This is a genomic window from Ligaoa zhengdingensis (genome assembly GCF_014384885.1).
GTDB classification, from domain to species: Bacteria; Bacillota; Clostridia; order Oscillospirales; family Ruminococcaceae; genus Ligaoa; species Ligaoa zhengdingensis.
In genome coordinates this window covers 15873-36280 of sequence record NZ_JACRST010000021.1, presented here as the reverse complement: position 1 = coordinate 36280, position 20408 = coordinate 15873, and the positions used below count along the sequence as shown (strand labels likewise).

The window sequence follows — 20408 nt, the reverse complement described above, 5'->3', positions numbered from 1 at the left end:
ATCTCTACGATCAAGGCCACCAGCGACCGTGTTCAGATAGAGTGGAAAATCTGATACTTCCACTCTATCGACCCTCATTTCTATTTTATCTCGTTTGTACCCCTTGTACACCGATGTTTGCTGGTGTTGATAAAACAGGCCATTTCAAAGGTGTAAGCAATCATGTTGAGCAGCCCCTGCTGCTCCTGGATCGAGTCCGTGATATCCGTCCGGGACAGGCAAATGCGCCCGAGCCGAAGGTCGGCGGCCGAAACGGTCATATTTTTGGTGAGGACATCCCCTCGGTCGTCGACGACCGAAAAGGCCAAGGTGTAGGAGCCCTCCTTTTCCAGCCGCTCGGGGATGCGCTTGAGATCCAGGCCATCCCGATAGCGCTCTCTGTCCTTCGGCACCACCCTGGATTGCAGCATATACGCGATCCATTCGGAGTAGCAGCCCCGCATGGGCGGAACGAGGCTGGCTTTCTCGTTGCAGGAGAGAATCGTGTATTGATCCTGTGTCAAATCCAGATCGGCGACAAAGTCGTATCCGGTGACGGACAGCTGATATAGGATACGGTCGGCAATCGTCTGCTCCGTGATGTCCGTGACCGTCAAAATCCCGGTAATATCCCCACTATCCGGAGTGGACACCATATTGATTTTGATTTCAACATATCGTCCCTTAGGCTCCTTGGGAAGCTGGATGTAGCAGGGCAATCGCCGCTCAAAATCACCGCGCTCGAACGCCTCCAGCGCCGGCTTGTTTAAAAATGTCTCGAGGAAAGTCCGCCGTTCTTCAGGATCCACGACAAAGCTGGCAAGACCGGTGAAAAAACGCTCCCGCTGGGCGCTGAACATGCGGATCAGGTCGGAATCGGTGTAATCGATGATGTCGTGGATGATGTCCTGTGTGATGTTGCAGTGGCCGACGATCAAGTCGTTGGGAGCCGGCGTGCGGTAGTGCTGCATGATTAGCTCCTTGTACTGCTGCCGCATCCGCTCCTGTTCTTCCCGCTCTTTGGTCATGTCGCGGTAGACCGCATAAACCCTGTGTTCCCCGCTCTCGCTCTGGATCAGGGAAAGGTTATTTTTAATCCACACATAGTCGCCGCCGTTGCCCTTTTTGAGCCGGTATACCAATTCCGAGTGGTTTTCGCCGCTCTCAATGTAGGCGGCCATCTGCTTGTTCACATATTCCTGGTCATCAGGATGCACACCGGCCATGGCGTCCTCCCGGTACAACCGCCACGCCTCCTCCAACGTCATGCCGGTCATCGCCGCGAAGCCATCGGACAGAAATTCGGGAATCATATTGCCGCCCTTTTCGCAGCGGATCACGCTGATGCCGCCGGGCAGATTCTTCAAGACGCTTTCAAAGTACTGCTCCCACCGCTCTTTTTCCCTGCGCGTCTTGACCTCGTCGGTGACATCCCGGATGTATATGAGGTAGGCTGGAATCCCATTCCAGTCGGTCTCATGGAAACGGGTGCTGAAAAAACGGCCGGTCCCTTTCATCGCCATTTCATGTTCTTCCCCATCGGACGCGTGGCTTTTCAGCGTACAAAATTCGCAGGGCTCGCTCTTTCCGTACAGCGCCGCATAACACTTTTGCCCCAGGCAACTCCGGCCTTTTGTAAACGGCATTTTGGACTCGTTGACATACAGCAGGTCGTAATTCTCTTTGTCGATGACATAGATTCCGTCCGCCGTCTCGTTGGCGATGCTCTGAAACAGGCGTGTTTCCGCAGACATGCCGGTAAAAACGGCATAAAACCTTGCGCTTTCCGAGAGCGGGCCCATTCTCCGGCCATTGAGGTGAATCCAGATCAAGGTGCCGTCCTTGTGACGCATCCGGTAGGAAATGTCCAATGTTTCCCCTGTTTGGATCGCTTTTCTCCCCGCCGCCACCACTCGCTCCCGATCCGGCTCATAAACGATGGCAAGCGGATTTTCACGGACGACCTCCCGGTATTCCTCCCGGGTGTGGCCGGAAAGCGCCATCACGCCGTCCGAACAAAAAAGAGGCGCAAAGCGGCCCCCCTCAATCCGGTAGCTGGCGATGCCGCCCGGTATGAAGTTGATCAGATGATTCATCTCCGACTGCGCTTCTTTGAGGTCGGAGATGTTGTGAAACACGCAGTGGAGCAGCGGGCAGCCCTTGTCCTCGCCGATCCATTTAATCTGGATGCGCACCCAGACGATATGCCCAGCCCTGTGCTGCTTGCGAAACTCAAACCGTGAAAACCCGCGACACTGGATGACGGCTTTCGCCCTCGCCACCACCATAGCGGCGTCCTCCCAGTAGATCATCTTCGCCACATCCTGCTTTATCAGCTCCCGATATTCCTCCACGGAATAGCCGGTCAATTCCGGTACGCCGTCGGAAAAATAGATCGTTTCAAAGATATCCGAGACCCGGTAAATTGCCACGCCGCCCGGGATCGCGTTGACGATATCCTGCATCTTTTCGTTGGCGTCGGTCAGCTCCTTTTCCAACCGCAGCTGTTCGCTGACATCGGTGTACACGCTGTACAGGAGTTTTGTGCCGTCCTGCTGGGGTTTGATCGTCCCATCCAGATGAACCGAGCGATACTCCCCTTTCCGGTCGTTCCACACGCGATAGGTGTGCTGTACCATGCCGTTGCACCGAATCATTCCCTGGATTTTTTGCTGCAAAGCGGGGATATCCTCGGGATGAACGCCCAAAAAGCTGGTCTCCTGCTCGGCCTCGCGGATGTGGTCTTCGGAATAGCCCATAATCTCGTAAAAGGCCGGATTATGGAATATGGGGAAAACTCGCCCCCCTCCTAACCGGTACACGCACAATCCGCAGGGAATGTTGCTGAAGGTCGCCTGCAATCTCCGCCTGAGCGCCTCAGACTCTTCTTCCTCCCTTTTTCTTTCCGTAATATCGACGATGTATTCGATATGCGCGGGCTTGCCGCCCCAGTCGATGATCTTGCCGCTGAATTGGTAAATGCGGCCGTTCATCGGGTGGTGAAATTCCCGCACCAGGAGCTCCGACCGGCTCAACGTCCCGGCACAGCAAAATGAACACGGCCGATCAAAGCCCGCCGCGCGATAACAGGTAATTTCTTGGCCATTTAACTGCTGCAAAAAGAATTTTTGGGCCAGGTGGTTTGCATAAATCAGCTTCCAATTATCAATCTCGTTGACATATATCGCCACCGGTGCGTTATCCAGCACAGCCATCATCTGATCCATGGAGAGGAGCTCTTCCTGCATCACGCTCATTCCCCTCCTTTCAAGCGTCTCCGCAGATCGTCCGCCCGTTCAAATTCCGCCTGGATAGCGCGATATAAAACGGGATAATCGCCGCGCTGTTCGCGGTTGCGCAACGGCTCCACAATGGCGCTGACCGCATCGCCGAGGGGCGCCAGCCCCATGTTGGCTGCGACACCCTTCAGCGTATGGGCCGCTCCAAATGCGGCGGTCAAATCTCCAGATTCAAGAGCGTCGCCCAATTTTTGCAGATTGGGGTCCTGGAACAGCATATCCAGAAACCTCAGGTACATCGTCTCATTTCCTATAAAGCGCGTCATCGTGGCTTGATAATCCGCGCCATAAGTTTCAAATATTTCTCTGAATCCCTGCATCCTTTCAAGTTTCCTTCCCAAAAATAAAGTCGTAGAGCGTCTTATAAAGCCGTTCTGGCTCGATCGGCTTCGCTAGATGGGCATTCATCCCGGCCACCTTGCTCTTTTTGATGTCGTCGTCAAAGGCGTTGGCGGTCATCGCAATGATGGGAATCGTCTCTGCATCCTCATTGCTGAGGTGACGGATGTTGGTGGCCGCTGTCAAGCCGTCCATGAGGGGCATCCGAATATCCATCAGGATGGCGTCGAAATAGCCCTTTTCAGATTTGCTGAATATCTCCAGAGCGCGCAATCCGTTTTCCGCGGTGGTCACCCCGAACCCCTTGTTTTTCAGCAACAGGGCTGCAACCTCGATGTTGATCATGTTATCTTCCACCAACAGCACCCGCTTTCCGGTGAAGTCGTAATCAAAAGCCTTCGCCTGCTGCTCCTGTTCCTCCTTCTCCCCCAACGCCCTTGTGAAGGCGGAAATCAGGGAGGATTTGAACATCGGCTTGCTCATCAAAAGATTGACGCCTGCGAGCTTCGCCTCGTGCTCGATCGAGGTCCAATCGTAGGCGGTCATGATGATGATGGTGACATCCGGCCCCACGATCCCGCGGATGCGTCGTGCGGTTTCGATGCCGTCCATCTCCGGCATCTTCCAGTCGATGAGGATCATATCGTAATACTTTCCGCTGCCCCAAAGCTCCTTGACCCGGTCGATGGCCTTGCAGCCGCTGTCCACCCATTCGGCTTTGATGCCCATTTCGTGCAAGGTGACGATGGCGCTTTCGCACACCGCCACATCGTCGTCCACCACCAGGGTCTTCAGGTGAGAAAAATTATAGTCGTGTTTTTTCTGATTGTGGCGCAGCTTCTCCTCCTCGGTGATTCCCAGCTTGACATCCACAGAGAACTCGGTGCCGATGCCTTTGATGGAGCGCACCGTGATCTTTCCGTCCATCATATCCACGATGTTTTTGGAGATGGCCAGCCCAAGCCCGGTGCCGCCGTACAATGCAGTGGTGCCAGTGGACTCCTGGGAAAACGGCTCGAAAATATGGGGAAGAAACTCTTCGCTCATGCCGACGCCCGTATCGTTTACGACAAAGCGCAGCACGGCGTCGTTTTTGGTTCTGCGGTACTGTGCGGCGGAAAAGGCGACCTTTCCGCCTTCCCGCGTAAATTTGATCGCGTTGCTCAGGATATTGATGAGCACCTGTTGCAGCTTCATGGCGTCGCCGATGTAGTAGTCATCCAATACCGGATCCACAATGCACTCGTAATCCACGCCCTTTGCCGCCGCCTGCGAATGACAGATGGAGTTGATTCCGTTGATGAACTCCTCCGTTGGGATTTTCTCACTTTTCAGAAGCATCTTTCCACTCTCGATGCGGCTCATATCCAGGATGTCGTTGATTAAGGACAGCAGGAATCGGGAGGAAATTCCAATCTTGGAGATGCACTCCGCCACCTGCTCGTCGTCGCCGATCGATTGGGCCGCGATCGCGCTCATACCGATGATGGCGTTCATCGGAGTGCGGATCTCGTGGCTCATGCGGGAAAGGAAATCGGATTTGGCCACATTGGCCTGTTCCGCAGCGAGCAGCGCAGCGGCCAGCTCCTCCTTTTGCCGCTGCTCCTGGCGCACCACATCGGTGACATCGGTGCGCGCCATACACACCCGGCCCAGCGCCTCACTGATGTAAAAAAGCTGGTACCGCTTGACCCTCGTCTCTCCTTCTTCGTCCTTCATCTCCACCACAAAGGAGTAGGCTCCCCTTTTCGCCAGCTGCTCCTTCATATATCTGTAGCTGAGCTTATTCAAGTATTCCCTTTTGGACGCTTCATCCATAAATTGGCCGGCAACCGCGCGAATTTCCCGTTGGAACCTGCCCCGGCTGGAGATGGTATCCCGGCGGCTGCCATCGATAGAAATTGACCGGTGGGTATCGCTCAGCATATCAATTTCTACAATGATATCGTAGTCCAGCTCGGTAATCCGGCTGAGCAGCTGCTCCTGCAACTTCTGCTCAGTGATATCCAGCGTGTAAAAAAAGACGATGACATCGCCGCTCTCGGAATTCAGGCTGGAACGGAAACTCGTACTGCTCCAGAAGATGCCGTTGCCATTTTGCCTGCGCAGATAGACAAAGTGGTAATCCATTTTCCCCGCCGCATAATCGGCCAGCACCTTTTCCCTGTTGAGAACCCTGCGGATCTCATCCGCATCCCGCGGGTCAACCGCAGATGCCGCCAAATTTTCAATGGTTTCGCAATAGGTGTCCCCCACGCTGGCGACGGCCACATCCGAGGTTGTTAGATAAGTCTCCATCCTGTCCTGCGTGACATTGAGCCGCCCCTGGATGCTCCCCTCCTTGGAGGACAGCTCTGCAAAATAGGCCAGCTCCTTCTCATAGAGGTCCTTAGTGCGATCCTGTAGTTTCTTTTCCTCTGTGATATCTACAAAGACACAGTAAAAATATTGTTCATTTTGTTCCTTGAAGAGCTGCGCTTTGATGGAGATCCACTTCACCGCCCCATCTTTACAGATCAGGCGGTTTTCGTTTCGTATGGTATTTTTATGTACGAGCTGCGCTCTGATCTTACTTGCCATGACCTTAAGGTCATCCGGATAGATCACCGAGGACATCCGGTTGCCCATCGCGGCAAACTCCCCGCGCGAGTAGCCGAGGAACTCAAACAGACCGTCGTTGGCGTCGATGATCGAAAAATCGTCGTCAAACCTACAGCGGAATACCGCCCCAGGGATATTGTTGTAGAGGTGCAGCACCTCCTCCTGAGCCAGCTTTTGCGCCGTAAAGTCGATGCAGACCGAAATAATGGCCGGCCTGCCATCCTCCGCAATTACCCGCCGCCCCAGGTCGTGCACCCAGATATAGGCGCCGCTCTTTTTCTTCATCCGGTATTCAACGGCATATTCGTCCTTCACATCCAACTGGCTGGCCACCTGCTTCGCCACCATCGCCCGGTCTTCGGGATGGATACAGTTGGTGATCAACCCGTCGATGTCTGCAACGAACTCCGCCTGGTTCCCATAACCCAGATAATCGAGCATCCTGCGGTTGATAAAATAAAACGGAAACCCTGGTTCGGTGTAACCGCCCATCATACCGCCGGGCAAGGAGTCATTCAGCAGCTCCTGCCGCTGTCTGGCAGCGTTCTCCATGACCAATGCCCGCGGATAATGTTCTCTGTTCCGCTTGCTGCCAGTCGGCTCCGCGTAGTGCAGATTCCTGATCTGCCAAACGCCCTCGCCGCGCACCAAGGTATAAAAGCTGCGCAGATTCCATGAATACATGGAGTTTCTCAAGGTCAACTCTGCAAATATGCTGTAGATATTCTCGGTGATCAACAGACTGTGGAGATTGGAAAGTTCAAATGTGAACGGTTCCGGGATTTCCTCGATATCCCTCCTGAGGTATTCTGCCACTTCCGCCCTTCCCCAGGCATACTCCTTTTCCCCGGAGCCGACCAAGTCCACATCATCGGCTAAAAATGTCATCGCTGCCTCCGCATTGCGCTGCTCAAACCACGCGCTGCAGAATGCCAACAGCGTCTCCTCCACCGTCATCTCAGTTTTCATCCGCTTCCTTCCTTCCACAAGCAACTTCCACCTTTTTGGCTGGTCTTTTTGCGCTGTACAGCGCCGGGGCCCCCTCGCCATCATCTCGGCCAGAGAGTTTTCCACATCGCCTCAGCCACTGTCCCCAAAACCGGCATTTCCAAAACGCAGCAAAATCTTTTCGAGTCGACGTTCCCCTGTTATCGGCAAAAAATAATTGGAATTTATTTAAAATTTTATCTTCCATTTATATACAATTTTAACATACAAAAATTGAATCTGCAAATCTTTTGGATTTTTGTCTTTTTATGCAAAAGGACGGCACAGCCTGAGGCTGCGCCGTCCGATTCTTTTTCTCAGCTATCTATTTATTCCTGGATGCCAGGGATCTTCGGCAGGCTGTCGAAGCCCTTTTGCAGGTCTGCATCGGTGGGGATGTAATCCTTCATGGTGCCCTCCTGGAAGGCGGTGTAAGCGGTCATATCGAAGTAGCCGGTCCCGGTCAGGCCAAACAGGATGGTCTTGGTCTCGCCGGTTTCCCTGCACTTGATCGCCTCGTCCATGGCCGCGCGGATGGCGTGGGCCGATTCGGGCGCGGGAAGGATCGTCTCTACCTTGGCAAACTCGGTGGCCGCCTCGAACACGCGGGTCTGTTCCACTGCGACCGCCTCCATGTAACCGTCGTGGTACAGCTTGGAAAGGATGGGGGACATGCCGTGGTAACGCAGGCCGCCCGCATGGTTGGATGAGGGGATGAACCCGCTGCCCAAGGTGTACATCTTGGCCATCGGGGTGATCTTGCCGGTGTCACAGAAGTCATAGGCGTACTTGCCGCGGGTAAACGACGGGCAAGAGGCGGGCTCCACCGCGACGATACGCGGGTCCGCCTTGCCGGTGAGCTTATCCTGCATGAACGGCGCGATCAGGCCGCCCAAATTGGAGCCGCCGCCCGCGCAGCCGATGATGACATCGGGGTACTCGTCGAGCATCTCCATTGCGATTTTGCTCTCCAGGCCGATAATCGACTGGTGCAACAGCACCTGGTTGAGCACCGAGCCGAGCACATAGCGGCAGCCCTCGGTGGACACCGCCTTTTCCACCGCCTCGGAGATGGCGCAGCCCAAACTGCCGGTGCAATTCGGATCATCCGCCAGGATTCTGCGGCCCACCTCGGTGGTGGTGCTGGGGCTGGCGATCACGTTGGCGTCGAAGGTCTTCATGACCGCCTTGCGGAACGGCTTCTGCTCGTAGGAGACCTTCACCATGAACACGGTGAGCGGAAGGCCAAAGTAGGCGCACGCCTCAGAGAGCGCGGTACCCCACTGTCCAGCTCCCGTCTCAGTGGTCAGGCTGGTGAGCCCCTGTTCCTTGGCGTAGTACGCCTGGGCGATGGCGGAATTCAGCTTGTGGCTGCCCGAGGTGTTGTTGCCTTCAAACTTGTAATAGATCTTGGCCGGAGTACCCAGCGCCTTCTCCAGGTTGTACGCGCGGATGAGCGGCGAAGGGCGGTAGATTTTGTACATCTCCAAAATTTCTTCGGGGATATCGACGTAGCGGGTGGTGCTGTCCATCTCCTGATGCGCCAGCTTTTTGCAGAACACCGGGTACAGATCCTCCTCGGTGGCCGGCTGCATAGTGGCCGGGTTGATGATCGGATCGGGCTGTTCCTTCATGTCCGCCCGCAGGTTATACCACTGCTTCGGCATCTGATCCTCGGTGAGATACAGTCTGTGTGGAACCTTTTTCATAGTGATTTCCCCTTTCGTTACTTGTTTTTTCAATATAATTTTTTGTTTTAGCAAATAAAAAAAGCCTTTGCCCCAGCATCCTGGGACAAAAGCCTTAACTTGCTTCTGCGGTACCACCCAAATTGGCGTTATCAGCGCCCACTTGTTCCGTGTACAATCATACACGCTTCCTGGATAACGGGTGAAGCTCCCGTCAGGCACTACTTGGTCTCCCTTTCGTCCTGCCCTCATAAGTCCATTCAGCACAGCATCACCTGCCGCATTCCCACCATCCGCGGCTCTCTGGGAGCTGAAGCTCTGTGCTTACTCTTCTTACTCAACGGTTTCTCTTTGATTTATCCCTAGTATACTCACGGGACGGCGGTTTGTCAACACTTTTCTACAGTAAACCGAAAAAATTTTTTGCCGCTCAATAGCCCTCCTTGCGGCGTGCGCGGCGCAGCTCGGCGCGGCGGGCCCCCGCCTCCCACTCGGCGCGCTCCATCTCGGTCTCTAAAATCAGGCCGGGCACCTGGGTGGCGCGCTCGTTTTCATCGAGCGCCACCATCACCAGATAGGCGCGGTTGACCGGACGGCGGAACCCGCCCAAGTCCTCCACATAGGTGTCCACCCGCACCTCCATCGAGGTGCGGCCCACCCAGGTGATGCGGCCGATCAGCACGAGGGTATCGTTGAGGTAGGCGCCCGCCTTGAACTGCAGGTTGTCGATGGCTGCGGTGGTGATGTTGCAGCCCGAATGCCGGCGCGCTACCACCGCGGCCACCACGTCGATCCACTCCACCAGCTGACCGCCGAACAGGCGGCCGACCCCGTTGATGTGGTTGTGCATCAAAATCTGAATCTGTTCCGTTTGGGAATCGGATACCCGTTTCGGCTCTCTCATGCTTCACCCTCTTTTTGATTTTTCCGGTAGGCCAGGTAGCTCTCCAGGATGATCGTTGCGGCCACCGCGTCGATCACCTCTTTGCGCTTCTTACCGCGCGTGTTGGTCTCGTTGAGGTAGTTGGTGGCGGATACGGTGGTGGAGCGCTCGTCCCACAGCCGCACCGGCACCTCCACCAGTTCGCCGAGCTTTTGAGCGAACAGCTCGCACTTCTGTGCGCGCTCCCCCGCGGTGCCGTTCATATTGCGGGGATAGCCCACCACGACCTCCCCGACGCCGTATTCCTCCACCGCGTAGGACACCTTTTTGACGCACTGGTCAAAATCCTTTTCATGCAGCACCCCCACGGGCGAGGCCAAAAACTCGGTGCGGTCGCACACCGCAAGCCCGGTGCGCGCGTCGCCAAAATCCACTGCCATAATCTTCATTTTGTCGCTTCCTCCGTAATGGTTGTTTTCCACCAGCTCTGGCGCGCCAGGGTACGCAGCTCATCCGGCAGATGTCCCGCGTCGCTCTGGTAGACGATGTGGGGGCGGAAGTCCTCATCGTAATCGATGCAACTCACCGCCGTGTTCTCCTCCCACATGATGTTGCGCAGCTGTTCGATGCCCCAGCCGTTGGCAAAGCACAGGTAGTTGCGGATGGCGCACCCGTGGCTGACCACTGCGATTATCTTGCCCGAATTGGCGCGTACAATACGGTCGATCGCCGCGGTGATGCGTTCGTAGACGTCTATCATGCGGTCTCCGCCCGGCGCGCAGTAGTTCTGCGGGGCAACGTCCCAGTCGTGCTGCTGCTGTGGGAACCGCTCGGGGATCTCGTTCCAGTGCATCCCCTCCAGCTCGCCGCCGTTGATCTCGATGAGACCGGGATCGATCTGGAGCTCCAGGCCGTGGTAGCGGTTGACCTCCTCGGCCGTCTGGCGGGCGCGCAGCAGCGGGCTGGAGTAGAGCGCATCAAATCTGACGGTGCGGAACCGCTCGGCCAGGCAGTCGAGCTGGCGCATCCCACGCTCGGTGACGGGGCAATCGGAGTGCCCCTGAAAGGTGCGGTTGACATTGCCCTGCGCCTCGGCGTGCCGCACCAGGTAAATTCTAGTGTTCATCGGTTTCTTCCCCTATGTTTTCTATGTGATTGGCAAAGCCCGTTTCATCGCTGAAACGGGCCGCCAAGCGGACTTAAGCCGCGCCTATTCGCTTTTATTTGGTGCCGAAGATGCGGTCGCCCGCATCGCCCAGGCCGGGCACGATGTACTTGTCGTCGTTGAGGCGCTGGTCGAGCGCCGCGCAGTAGACCGGCACGTCGGGATGGGTCTTTTGCAGCGCCTCCAAGCCCTCGGGCGCAGCGATGATGCACATGAACTTGATGCTGCGGACGCCGCGCTTTTTGATCATATTGATCGCGTCGATGGCGGAGCCGCCGGTGGCCAGCATCGGGTCGAGCACGATCACATCACGCTCCTCAATATCCGCGGGCAGCTTGCAGTAGTATTCCACCGGCTGATGGGTGGTCTCGTCGCGGTACAGGCCGATGTGGCCGATCTTCGCCGCGGGGACCAGCGAAAGCACGCCGTCCACCATGCCCAAACCGGCGCGCAGAATCGGCACGAACGCCAGCTTGCGCCCCGAAATCACCTTGGTTTTCGCTGTAGCCACAGGGGTCTCGATCTCGACCTCCTTGAGCGGCAGGTCGCGGGTCGCCTCGTAACACATCAGCATACCCACCTCGGAGACCAGCTCGCGGAACTCCTTGGAACCCGTGTTTTTATCGCGCAGCAGGGAAATTTTGTGTTGGATCAGCGGATGATCCATAATGAGTGCCTTCGCCATAACCGTACATCCTCCATCTTTATTGTTCAGTGTTGCTTCTGAGCCTCTTCTTTTTCAATGTCCATCACCTTTTGGATACGGCGCGCGTGGCGTCCGCCCTCAAATTCGGTGCCCAGAAAGACGTCGACCAGCTCGCAGGCCAACCCGGCGCCGATGGTGCGCCCGCCAAGGCAGATGATGTTCGCATCGTTGTGCTTGCGGGTGTACTTCGCGCTGAAATAATCGCTGCACAGCGCCGCGCGCACCCCGTGCACCTTGTTGGCCGCGATTGAAATGCCGATACCGGTGCCGCAGCAGAGAATGCCGCGATCGCACTCGCCGTTCACCACGGCGTGCGCCACCGGCAGCGCGTAGTCGGAGTAGTCGCAGCTCTCCTCCGTGTAAGTGCCAAAATCCTTGTATGCATAGCCGTGCTCATCCAGCCAGGCCATGATCTCCTGTTTCAAAGCGTATCCGCCGTGGTCGCTACCTATCGCAATCATCGATTTGCACCCTCCTTTTTGAGCCGTTCGCGTTCCGCCTGAGGCAGACGCAGGTACGCTGGGAGCAATTCCCCCGCGCTCACCGCCCGGTCCTCATAGCGCTGCGCCGCGCGCGCCACGCTGTTGGCGTGCTGATAGCGCAACTGGGGCGGCGCCAGGCGGTACCCGCTGCCCTGTCCAAAGCTATTATAGCATATCTGTGCGCCGTCGCCAATCAAAAACACCGGCTTTTTTGCATCCAGCGCGCACAGCTCCCGTTCCAGCTCGTCCACCGCCATCGCCGCGTCTTCGGTGAGCCGGGTCACCGTCCCGCCGGAGATATCGAAGCAGGCGGTATACACCTGCTTGCAGCGCGCGTCCATCGCGCAGCAGGCGATGCAGTCGAATCCCGCGAGGTTGTGGGCCAGTCCCTCCAGGGTGGACACCCCGATGCAGGGAATCCTCGACGGGTATGCAAGCCCCTTCACCGCCGCGATGCCGATGCGCAGGCCGGTGAACGAACCGGGCCCCACCGAAACCGCGATGCGGTCGATCTGCTCCAGCGGGATGGCTGCGGAACGCAGCATCGCGTCCAGCATGGGCAGCAGCGTCTCGCTGTGGGTGAGCCCCACGTCCGCGTAGCTCTCGCACAGCACCCGCTCCTCCTCGCACACCGCCGCGGAGGCCGCGCGGGCCGAGGAATCGATCGCCAGTATCTTCATTCAAACCGCCCCCCGCTGATGATGATTTGCCGCCCGTCCTCCCCGTCCCGCCGCAGATACACGGTGATAACGTCCGGCGGGAGAGCGTCCTCGATCTGTTCGCTCCACTCGATGGCGAGGATCGCGCCGGTCTCCAAATAGTCGAAAAAGCCGGTAGAGTAGAGGTCGTCGAGCGAGGCGATGCGGTACATATCGAAGTGGCAGAGCCTGGGGGTGCAGGAATATTCGTGCACAATCGCAAAGGTGGGGCTGGAGACCTCGCTTCCGTCCCCCAGCCCCTGCGCAAGCCCGCGCACAAAGGTGGTCTTGCCCACGCCGAGCCCGCCCCGGAACGCCAGAACGTCGTTGGGGCGGAGCCTCGCAGCAAAATCCCGCGCAAACGCCTCGGTATCCGCGGCACTCGCGCTGTGATAGGTTATCATAGTCGGTATCAGTCCTCGATTATTTTTAGAATAGGCCGGTGATGTTGCCGTTGTCGTCCACATCGATGAGATTGGCCGCGGGCGCCTTGGGCAGCCCCGGCATGGTCATGATGTCTCCGGTGAGCACCACGATGAACCCGGCGCCGGCCGACAACCGCACGTCGCGCACGGTGATGGCAAAGCCGGTGGGCCGCCCCAGTTTGGCCGGGTCGTCCGACAACGAATATTGGGTTTTGGCCACGCAGATGGGCAGCTTATCCTGCCCGAGCGCCTCGATCTCGCGGATCATCTTTTCCGCCTGTGCGGTGTAGACGATCCCGTCCGCGCCGTAAATTTCGCGCGCGATGATCCCGACCTTCTCCTTGACTGGCAGCTTCTCATCGTACAGGAACCGGAAATGCGCGGGCTGTTCGCAGGCGGCGACCACCTTCTGCGCCAGCTCGACCGCGCCGTCGCCGCCCTTGGCGAACACCTCGGAGAGGGCGTACTCGACGTTCAGCTCGCGGCAGAAGTCGGCCAACGCGGCGATCTCGCCGTCGGTATCGGTGAGGAAGCGGTTGATCGCGACCACCACCGGCACCCCGTACTTGCGCATATTCTCCACATGGGCGCGCAGGTTGCACAGGCCGCGCTTCAGGGCCTCCACGTTCTCCTGGGCGACCTCCGCCTTGGGCACGCCGCCGTTGTATTTGAGCGCCCGCAGGGTGGCCACCAGCACAATGCACGAGGGTGCCAGCCCGGCAAAACGGCACTTGATATCGAGGAATTTTTCCGCGCCGAGGTCGGAGCCGAAGCCCGCCTCGGTGATGCAGTAGTCGGCCAGCTTGAGGCCCAGCTTGGTGGCGCGGATCGAGTTGCAGCCGTGGGCGATGTTGGCGAACGGGCCGCCGTGCATCAGCGCAGGGGTGTTCTCCAGCGTCTGCACCAGGTTGGGCTTGAGCGCATCCTTGAGCAGCGCCGCCATCGCGCCGTGCACCTTGAGGTCGCGCGCATAGACCGGCTGACCGCTGTAGTTGTACGCCACCAGAATGGAGCCCAGCCTCCGCTTGAGGTCGGCCAGGTCGCTCGACAGGCAGAGAATCGCCATGATCTCGCTGGCCACGGTGATCTGGAAGCCGTCCTCGCGGGGTACGCCGTTGACTTTACCGCCCAGGCCCACAATCACATTGCGCAGCGCGCGGTCGTTCATATCCATACAGCGCTTAAACAGGATGCGGCGCTGGTCGATGCCCAGCTCGTTGCCCTGCTGCATATGGTTGTCGATGATGGCGCACAATAGGTTGTTCGCCGCGGTGATGGCGTGCATATCCCCGGTGAAGTGAAGGTTGATGTCCTCCATCGGCACCACCTGGGAATAGCCGCCGCCCGCGGCCCCGCCCTTGATGCCGAACACCGGGCCCAGCGAGGGCTCACGCAACGCGATGATCGCGTCCTTACCGATTTTTTTCATGCCCTGGCCGAGGCCGACAGTGGTGGTGGTTTTCCCCTCGCCCGCGGGCGTGGGGTTGATGGCGGTGACCAACACCAGCTTGCCGTCCGGCTTGCCCTCCAGTCGGCTGTAAATCGACTCGGAGAGCTTGGCCTTATAGCGCCCGTAGGGCTCCAGTTCGTCGTTTTGAATGTTTAGTTTTGCCGCAATTTCGGCGATGGGCAGCATCTTTGCGCCCTGTGCGATCTCAATATCGCTCAACATCGATCAAGTCCCCCTCTGTATGTATCTCTCTGCGGATGGCTTCGCACACGATTGGTTTGATTATAACATGTTTTTGCCCGGCAGAACAGCCGCCCGGCGGGATTTTGTGAATTTTTTTCTTTTGTCGGATTTTGGCCGGGGTGTCGATTGCGTTTTATTTGGAGCTATACTATAATTAGTTTACATCCCGGCGCAACAATATAAGAACAAGGACTTTACAATATGAAAAAAGTGATTCATGCGATTGGCAACTACTTTCGCACCACCGATTACTGGCTGCTGCTGCTCTGCATCACCTGTTCCGGCATCAGTGTGGTGCTGCTGTTTGGCATCTACCGAAATGAATATATCGGCGATGGCAAAATTTTCACCCAGGCCGCCGCCATCCTGATGGGTCTGATGGCGGCCGTCATCCTCTCCAAGATCGATTACCGCTTTATCGCCAAGATGTGGAAGCTGCATGTGCCGCTCGCCCTGTTTCTGGTCATCCTCACCTTTTTTATCGGCAAGCAGGTGAGCGAAACGGTGGACGACAAGGCGTGGCTCGAAATCTTTGGCTTCAATCTACAGCCGTCAGAATTTCTCAAGATCAGCTTTATCATGTCGTTCGCCTACCACCTCTCGCTGGTGAAGGAACACCTGAACGCGCCCAAAAACGTGCTGCTGCTCTGCCTGCACGGCGCGGTACCGGTGCTGCTCATCCACTTCCAGGGGGACGACGGTTCCGCGCTCATCTTTGCGCTCATCTTCGTCGTCATGCTGTTCTCGGCCGGTCTCTCGTGGAAGTACCTGGTGACCGCGCTGGTCGGTGCGGCCATTGCGATTCCGGTCGTCTGGTTCGGGGTGATGAACTACGACCAGAAGATGCGCTTTTTGGCGATCTTCCATCCCGACGACCCCGAGTTCGCCACCATCTTTTATCAACAATACCACGGCAACATCTCAATCGGCACCGGCGGTGTCTGGGGCAAGGGGATTCTTACCGACAAGCTGCGGTATGTGCCGGAGATGCACAACGATTTCATCTTCTCTGTGGCGGGTGAAATGCTCGGCTTTGTCGGTTGTATCGCCATCATCGGCCTGCTGGCCGCGATCTGCCTCAAAATCCTGCACAATTACCGCCGCTGCCCCGACGCGCTCGGCCAAAATATCTGCGTGGGGGTGTTCGCCATGTACGCCTCGCAGATCATCATCAACATCGGCATGAACCTGAGCGTGGTCCCGGTCATCGGCGTCACCCTGCCGTTTCTCTCGGCCGGCGGCTCGTCCATCCTCTCAACCTATATGGGGATCGGCCTGGTGCTCAGCGTCTACCTCTACAACACCAAAGGGCTGTTTACCGACAACATCAGCTGACCGCTTTTCGGCGGCGGTGTTGCAGTTTTGGTTTTTATGTGGTATAGTAGTAGCCGTCAGGGTAAACCTGTGGATTGAAATAGTAATATTTTAAATAGAGAAGAGATTGCTGTTTGAAATTAGCAACCTCTTCTTTATTTCTATTATCAATTTAAAATTCAGTAATATTTTAAATATTGATCTCCGTGGAAAATTATGCTATATTTGTCATAAAGAACAACTTTCGCACGGAATTAACTGTTGTTCTCATTCTACATAAGGAGTATATTATATGAATTTAAGCTTTGGCGACTTGATGCAGTTTGGAATGTTTCTGATTGCGCTTCTAACTTTTGTCTATTTGATTACGCATTAGCTCCGCCATCAAAGAAGCCATGCTCGCGGTGAGCATGGCTTCTTTGATATTTGATATTTTATTACGCGCCGGCCGCGATGAACTGACCGCGCTTTTTGGCCACGATTTGCAGCACCACCGCGACCGCAATCAGCGTGAGGCCGGTGATATCGGTCCAGAGCATCGGCTCGATCAGCAGCAGGCCGCCGGGGATGCAGAGCAGGCGTTCCCACCACTTCATGTGGGTGAACATATAGCCCTCCATGCCCGCGGAAATGGCGAAGATGCCGATGAGCGAGGTGACAATAATGCGGATGACCTCAAACGGCGTGGTATCGATGAACAGCATCGCGGGGTTGAGCGCGAAGATGTACGGAACGATAAACGCCGTGATCGCCAGACGTGTGGCGGTGATGCCCGTCTTGAGCGGGTTTGAGTTCGCGATGGCCGCGCCCGCATAAGCTGCCAGCGCCACCGGCGGGGTGATGTCCGCCACGATGCCGAAGTAAAATACGAACATGTGCGCTGCGAGCACCGGGACGCCCATCTGCACCACGATGGGCGCGGTGATGGTCGCCATAATGACGTAGTTCGCAGTGGTCGGCACGCCCATGCCCAGGATGATGCAGGCGATCATGGTGAGGAACAGGGCGAGCAGCAGGTTGTTGTTGGCCACCGCCATCAGGACGTTGAGCAGGTCCTGACCCAGACCGGTGAGGGTGACGATGCCGACGATAATGCCCGCGATGGCGCAGGCCACAGCCACGCCGATGGTGTTCTTCGCGCCGCCCTCCAGCGCCTCAGCGAACACCTTCGGGGTCATGCGGGTCTCCTTGCTGAACATGCTCACCACAATGGCGGTGAGAATCGCGTAGCAGGCGGCCAGCGCCGGGGTCTTGCCGATGCTCATCAGCACAACCAAAACCACAATGGGCAGGAACAGGTAGCCCTTGCGGAAGAACAGCTTGAAGAAGTTGGGGATCTCCTCCTTGGGCAGACCCTTGAGCCCCAGCTTTTTCGCCTCAAAATGGATCATCATAAAGATGCCGGTGAAATACAGCACAGCCGGCAGGATCGCGGAGACCGCAATCACCGCATAGGGGGTGTTGGTCATCTCCGCCATCAGGAAGGCCGCAGCGCCCATGATCGGCGGCATGATCTGGCCGCCGGTGGAGGCCGCCGCCTCAACAGCCGCTGCAAATTCCGGCTTGTAACCGATCTTCTTCATGATCGGGATAGTGACGCTGCCGCTGCCCACGGTGTTGGCGACCGAGCTGCCGGAGTACATGCCCTCCAGCGCGCTCGAGATGACCGCCACCTTTGCAGGGCCGCCCGAGGCAAAGCCCGCCACCGAGTTGGCGATATCGATGAAGAAGGTGCCGATCCCGGTCTTCTCCAGGAAGGAACCCAGGATGATGAACAACACAATGAAGGTCGAGCAGACCCCCAAAGGCGTGCCGATGATGCCGTCGGTGGTGTAGAAGAGCTGGTGCACGATGCGGTTGAGCGAATAGCCGCTGCCGAACGCATAGGCGATGAACGCACCCGCGACCACCAAAATTGGAAAGCCAACCACCCTTCGGCAGGCCTCCGCCAGCAGCAGGGTGCCCACGATGCCGATTACCGCGTCGATGGTGGTGATGTTGACCGCGCGGTTGACGATCGTCTCAAAGTTGACGACATAGTAGAAGAACGACACGCCGCCGATAACGCCCATCGCCAGGTCGTACCAGGGCACATGATTGACGCGCTTGGACTGGTGCTTGCGCATCGGGTAGAGCAAAAACGCCAAAAAGATGAGAATACCGATAAACGATGCGCGCCGCACCTGCTCCGGAGGCGTCGCGATCAGGGTCATCCAAAAGACATAAACAGTAAAGCCGACCAGCAGCGCCCGGACAATATACTTGGGCACGCCTTCAAAATGCCGCGTATTGGATTCGCGGTCAAATTCCGCCATCAGGGCGTCTACGTCCTGCGGCGCTTCGATATCTTTCAAAATTTCATTGGATTTCGACAATCCGGTCCCTCCTTTGTTTCCTTTTTGATACGGCTAGCGGACCTCAAAGACCACCGCCGCATTTTTTCCGCACAGCTCCCGCAGGCTGATCTCCTCGCCTTGGATCGAAAGAATGTGATCGGAGACGGTGCCCACAATATAAGAGAGCTTGGGGAAGGATAGGTCGAAGCCGGAAACCACCATCGCCCCATCCTCGTCGTAGCTGAGGGTCTGTCCCTCTTCAATTTCGGTCTGTACGCCCGCGCCAAACGCGCTGTATCGCGTGGCAACCGCCCAAATTTTTCTGTCGCGCACCTCAAAGATGTCGCACACCGGGCTCTTGTTGACCGAATGTACAAATTCGACTGAGAAGGTCATGCCGTCGTAGGCATCCCAAGTGCGGTAGACCCTCCCTGTGTCCGCACTGCACAGCACCAGCCGCGCCGGGCGAAACAGGAAGATAAGAAAGAGAGCCGCAGCCGTGAGCGCCACGGCCGCGACTGCTCCCACACGCTTGTTACGTGTCATCGTTTGGTTACTGGATCACGCCGATCTCACGGTAATATTTCTCCGCACCGGGATGGAACGGAACCGAAACGCCCTCGACCGCGTACTGCGGATCGAGTTCCGCACCCTTGGCGTGCGCGGACTGGATCGCTTCCTTATTCTCAAACAGGGCCTTGGTCATGTTGTAAACGGTCTCCTCCGGCAGCTTGTTGCTGACAATGAAGGTCGCCTTCACCGCGAGGGTCATCGCATCCTGATCGACGCCCGCGTAGGTGCCCGCCGGAATCGGATACTGGGTGTAGAAAGGATAATCCGCAATCAGCTTCTGCGCGTGCTCGTCGTCGATGCTCAGGATTGAAATCTTGTTGCTCGTGGCCAGATCCATGATCGCAGTGGTGGGCGCGCCCGCGGTGCAGAAGAATGCGTCGATCTTGTCGTCCTTCAGCGCGTCAGCCGAGGCGCTGAAGCTCAGGTTCTGCTTGCCGATATCGTCAAAGGTGATGCCGTAGGCGCCGAGAATCTGTTTGGCGTTGAATTCCACGCCGCTGCCCGCGTCGCCGACCGAAACGTTCTTGCCGCGCAGGTCCTCAATCGAGTTGATCCCAGCGCTGGGGTCCGCCACAATCTGGCAGACCTCGGCGTAAAGCGCCGCCATGGAGGAGAAGTCGTCGGTCTTCTCGCCCTCAAACAGGTCGGTACCGTTGTATGCGTAATCCATGACGTCGTTCTGCACAACCGCCATCTCCACCTCACCCGCAGCGATGAGCTGGATGTTCGCCTTGGAAGCGCCGGTGGACTGCACGTTGAACTTCACGCCGGTCTTGCCGCCGAGCACCTGCGCAACAGCGGTGCCATAGGCGTAATATGTACCCGTATTGCCGCCGGTCGCCAGGCGGACAGTTTCCGACTTGCCACACGCTGTGGAAAGAATCGCCACTGCGGACAGCATTGCAATGGTTGACAAAATTTTCTTCTTCAAATTGAATTCCTCCTCAAATATTGAAAATTGGTACCTGAACCTGTGCAAGCCCGGACGGGCGGTTGAATCCTTGCGGCGGGGGTACCCGCCGGCAATGTCGACCTCTGGACAGGCATCGATTATCCGTAGGTATTATATCGAATTTCGCTGAAATTTACAAGATCGAAATGCGGATTGGTGTGCATTTTTCCTGTACAAGCCCCGCTGTCCTGAACTTTATTGTCTCGAATGAAAGCCTCGATGTCCGCCTATTCTTTATTTTATCGGGTTTTCTGCTTCCCTGCCCCATCTGACACCGGCAAAATCCAC

16 protein-coding genes and 1 other annotated feature are annotated in these 20408 nt (G+C 57.0%); of the genes, 1 reads left to right on the top strand and 15 read right to left on the bottom strand.

Features of this window, described 5'->3' with window-relative positions:
* Positions 1–80: 80 nt before the first annotated feature.
* From H8711_RS11165 to H8711_RS11110, 12 genes are all read right to left on the bottom strand, one after another.
* Positions 81–3236 carry a PAS domain-containing protein gene (locus tag H8711_RS11165; protein ID WP_249283526.1) on the bottom strand — a complete coding sequence of 1052 codons (3156 nt, stop codon included), beginning with the start codon at positions 3234–3236 and terminating at the stop codon, positions 81–83.
* Positions 3233–3517 (bottom strand): Hpt domain-containing protein, encoded by a 285-nt coding sequence (locus H8711_RS11160; RefSeq protein ID WP_343253033.1) that lies wholly within the window; start codon positions 3515–3517, stop codon positions 3233–3235. Before H8711_RS11160 ends, H8711_RS11165 begins: the two co-directional genes overlap by 4 nt.
* Before the next feature lie 85 nt (positions 3518–3602).
* Positions 3603–7187, bottom strand: a complete 3585-nt coding sequence (locus tag H8711_RS11155) for a response regulator (RefSeq protein WP_249283525.1) — start codon at positions 7185–7187, stop codon at positions 3603–3605.
* Between the two features lie 347 nt (positions 7188–7534).
* Positions 7535–8914, bottom strand: coding sequence for a TrpB-like pyridoxal phosphate-dependent enzyme (locus H8711_RS11150; protein ID WP_249283524.1), 1380 nt, complete (start codon positions 8912–8914; stop codon positions 7535–7537).
* 78 nt (positions 8915–8992) lie between these two features.
* Positions 8993–9243 (bottom strand) — a binding site (T-box leader).
* Between the two features lie 80 nt (positions 9244–9323).
* Positions 9324–9797, bottom strand: a complete 474-nt coding sequence (locus tag H8711_RS11145) for an acyl-CoA thioesterase (RefSeq protein WP_249283523.1) — start codon at positions 9795–9797, stop codon at positions 9324–9326.
* On the bottom strand, positions 9794–10225 hold the full coding sequence (gene ruvX / locus H8711_RS11140; RefSeq protein ID WP_249283522.1) for a Holliday junction resolvase RuvX: 432 nt from the start codon (positions 10223–10225) through the stop codon (positions 9794–9796). The genes H8711_RS11145 and ruvX overlap by 4 nt, the downstream gene beginning before the upstream one ends.
* Positions 10222–10902 carry a histidine phosphatase family protein gene (locus H8711_RS11135; protein ID WP_249283521.1) on the bottom strand — a complete coding sequence of 227 codons (681 nt, stop codon included), beginning with the start codon at positions 10900–10902 and terminating at the stop codon, positions 10222–10224. Before H8711_RS11135 ends, ruvX begins: the two co-directional genes overlap by 4 nt.
* Positions 10903–10996: 94 nt before the next feature.
* A complete protein-coding gene (gene upp / locus H8711_RS11130) occupies positions 10997–11626 on the bottom strand; it encodes a uracil phosphoribosyltransferase (protein WP_249283520.1) in 630 nt (209 codons plus the stop codon).
* Between the two features lie 26 nt (positions 11627–11652).
* The gene (rpiB, locus tag H8711_RS11125) at positions 11653–12108 is read right to left on the bottom strand and encodes a ribose 5-phosphate isomerase B (RefSeq protein ID WP_249283519.1); all 456 of its coding nucleotides are present in this window, start codon (positions 12106–12108) and stop codon (positions 11653–11655) included.
* Positions 12105–12809 carry a tRNA (adenosine(37)-N6)-threonylcarbamoyltransferase complex dimerization subunit type 1 TsaB gene (tsaB, locus tag H8711_RS11120; RefSeq protein WP_249283518.1) on the bottom strand — a complete coding sequence of 235 codons (705 nt, stop codon included), beginning with the start codon at positions 12807–12809 and terminating at the stop codon, positions 12105–12107. Before tsaB ends, rpiB begins: the two co-directional genes overlap by 4 nt.
* A complete protein-coding gene (gene tsaE, locus H8711_RS11115) occupies positions 12806–13231 on the bottom strand; it encodes a tRNA (adenosine(37)-N6)-threonylcarbamoyltransferase complex ATPase subunit type 1 TsaE (RefSeq protein ID WP_249283517.1) in 426 nt (141 codons plus the stop codon). Before tsaE ends, tsaB begins: the two co-directional genes overlap by 4 nt.
* A 25-nt stretch (positions 13232–13256) precedes the next feature.
* Positions 13257–14924: a formate--tetrahydrofolate ligase gene (locus H8711_RS11110; protein ID WP_249283516.1), complete on the bottom strand. Its 1668-nt coding sequence runs from the start codon at positions 14922–14924 to the stop codon at positions 13257–13259.
* A gap of 222 nt (positions 14925–15146) precedes the next feature.
* Here H8711_RS11110 and H8711_RS11105 point away from each other — a divergent pair, with 222 nt between their 5' ends.
* On the top strand, positions 15147–16280 hold the full coding sequence (locus tag H8711_RS11105) for an FtsW/RodA/SpoVE family cell cycle protein (protein WP_249283515.1): 1134 nt from the start codon (positions 15147–15149) through the stop codon (positions 16278–16280).
* A 416-nt stretch (positions 16281–16696) separates the two neighbouring features.
* Here the strand turns inward: H8711_RS11105 and H8711_RS11100 are convergent, their stop codons facing one another.
* Genes H8711_RS11100 through H8711_RS11090 form a run of 3 tightly spaced genes read right to left on the bottom strand, consistent with a single transcriptional unit; the run spans position 16697 to position 20099 of the window.
* Positions 16697–18634 (bottom strand): TRAP transporter permease, encoded by a 1938-nt coding sequence (locus tag H8711_RS11100; protein ID WP_249283514.1) that lies wholly within the window; start codon positions 18632–18634, stop codon positions 16697–16699.
* Positions 18635–18667: 33 nt separating this feature from the next.
* On the bottom strand, positions 18668–19141 hold the full coding sequence (locus tag H8711_RS11095) for a DUF1850 domain-containing protein (protein ID WP_249283513.1): 474 nt from the start codon (positions 19139–19141) through the stop codon (positions 18668–18670).
* 7 nt (positions 19142–19148) lie between these two features.
* Positions 19149–20099, bottom strand: coding sequence for a TAXI family TRAP transporter solute-binding subunit (locus H8711_RS11090; protein ID WP_249283512.1), 951 nt, complete (start codon positions 20097–20099; stop codon positions 19149–19151).
* Positions 20100–20408 lie beyond the last annotated feature (309 nt).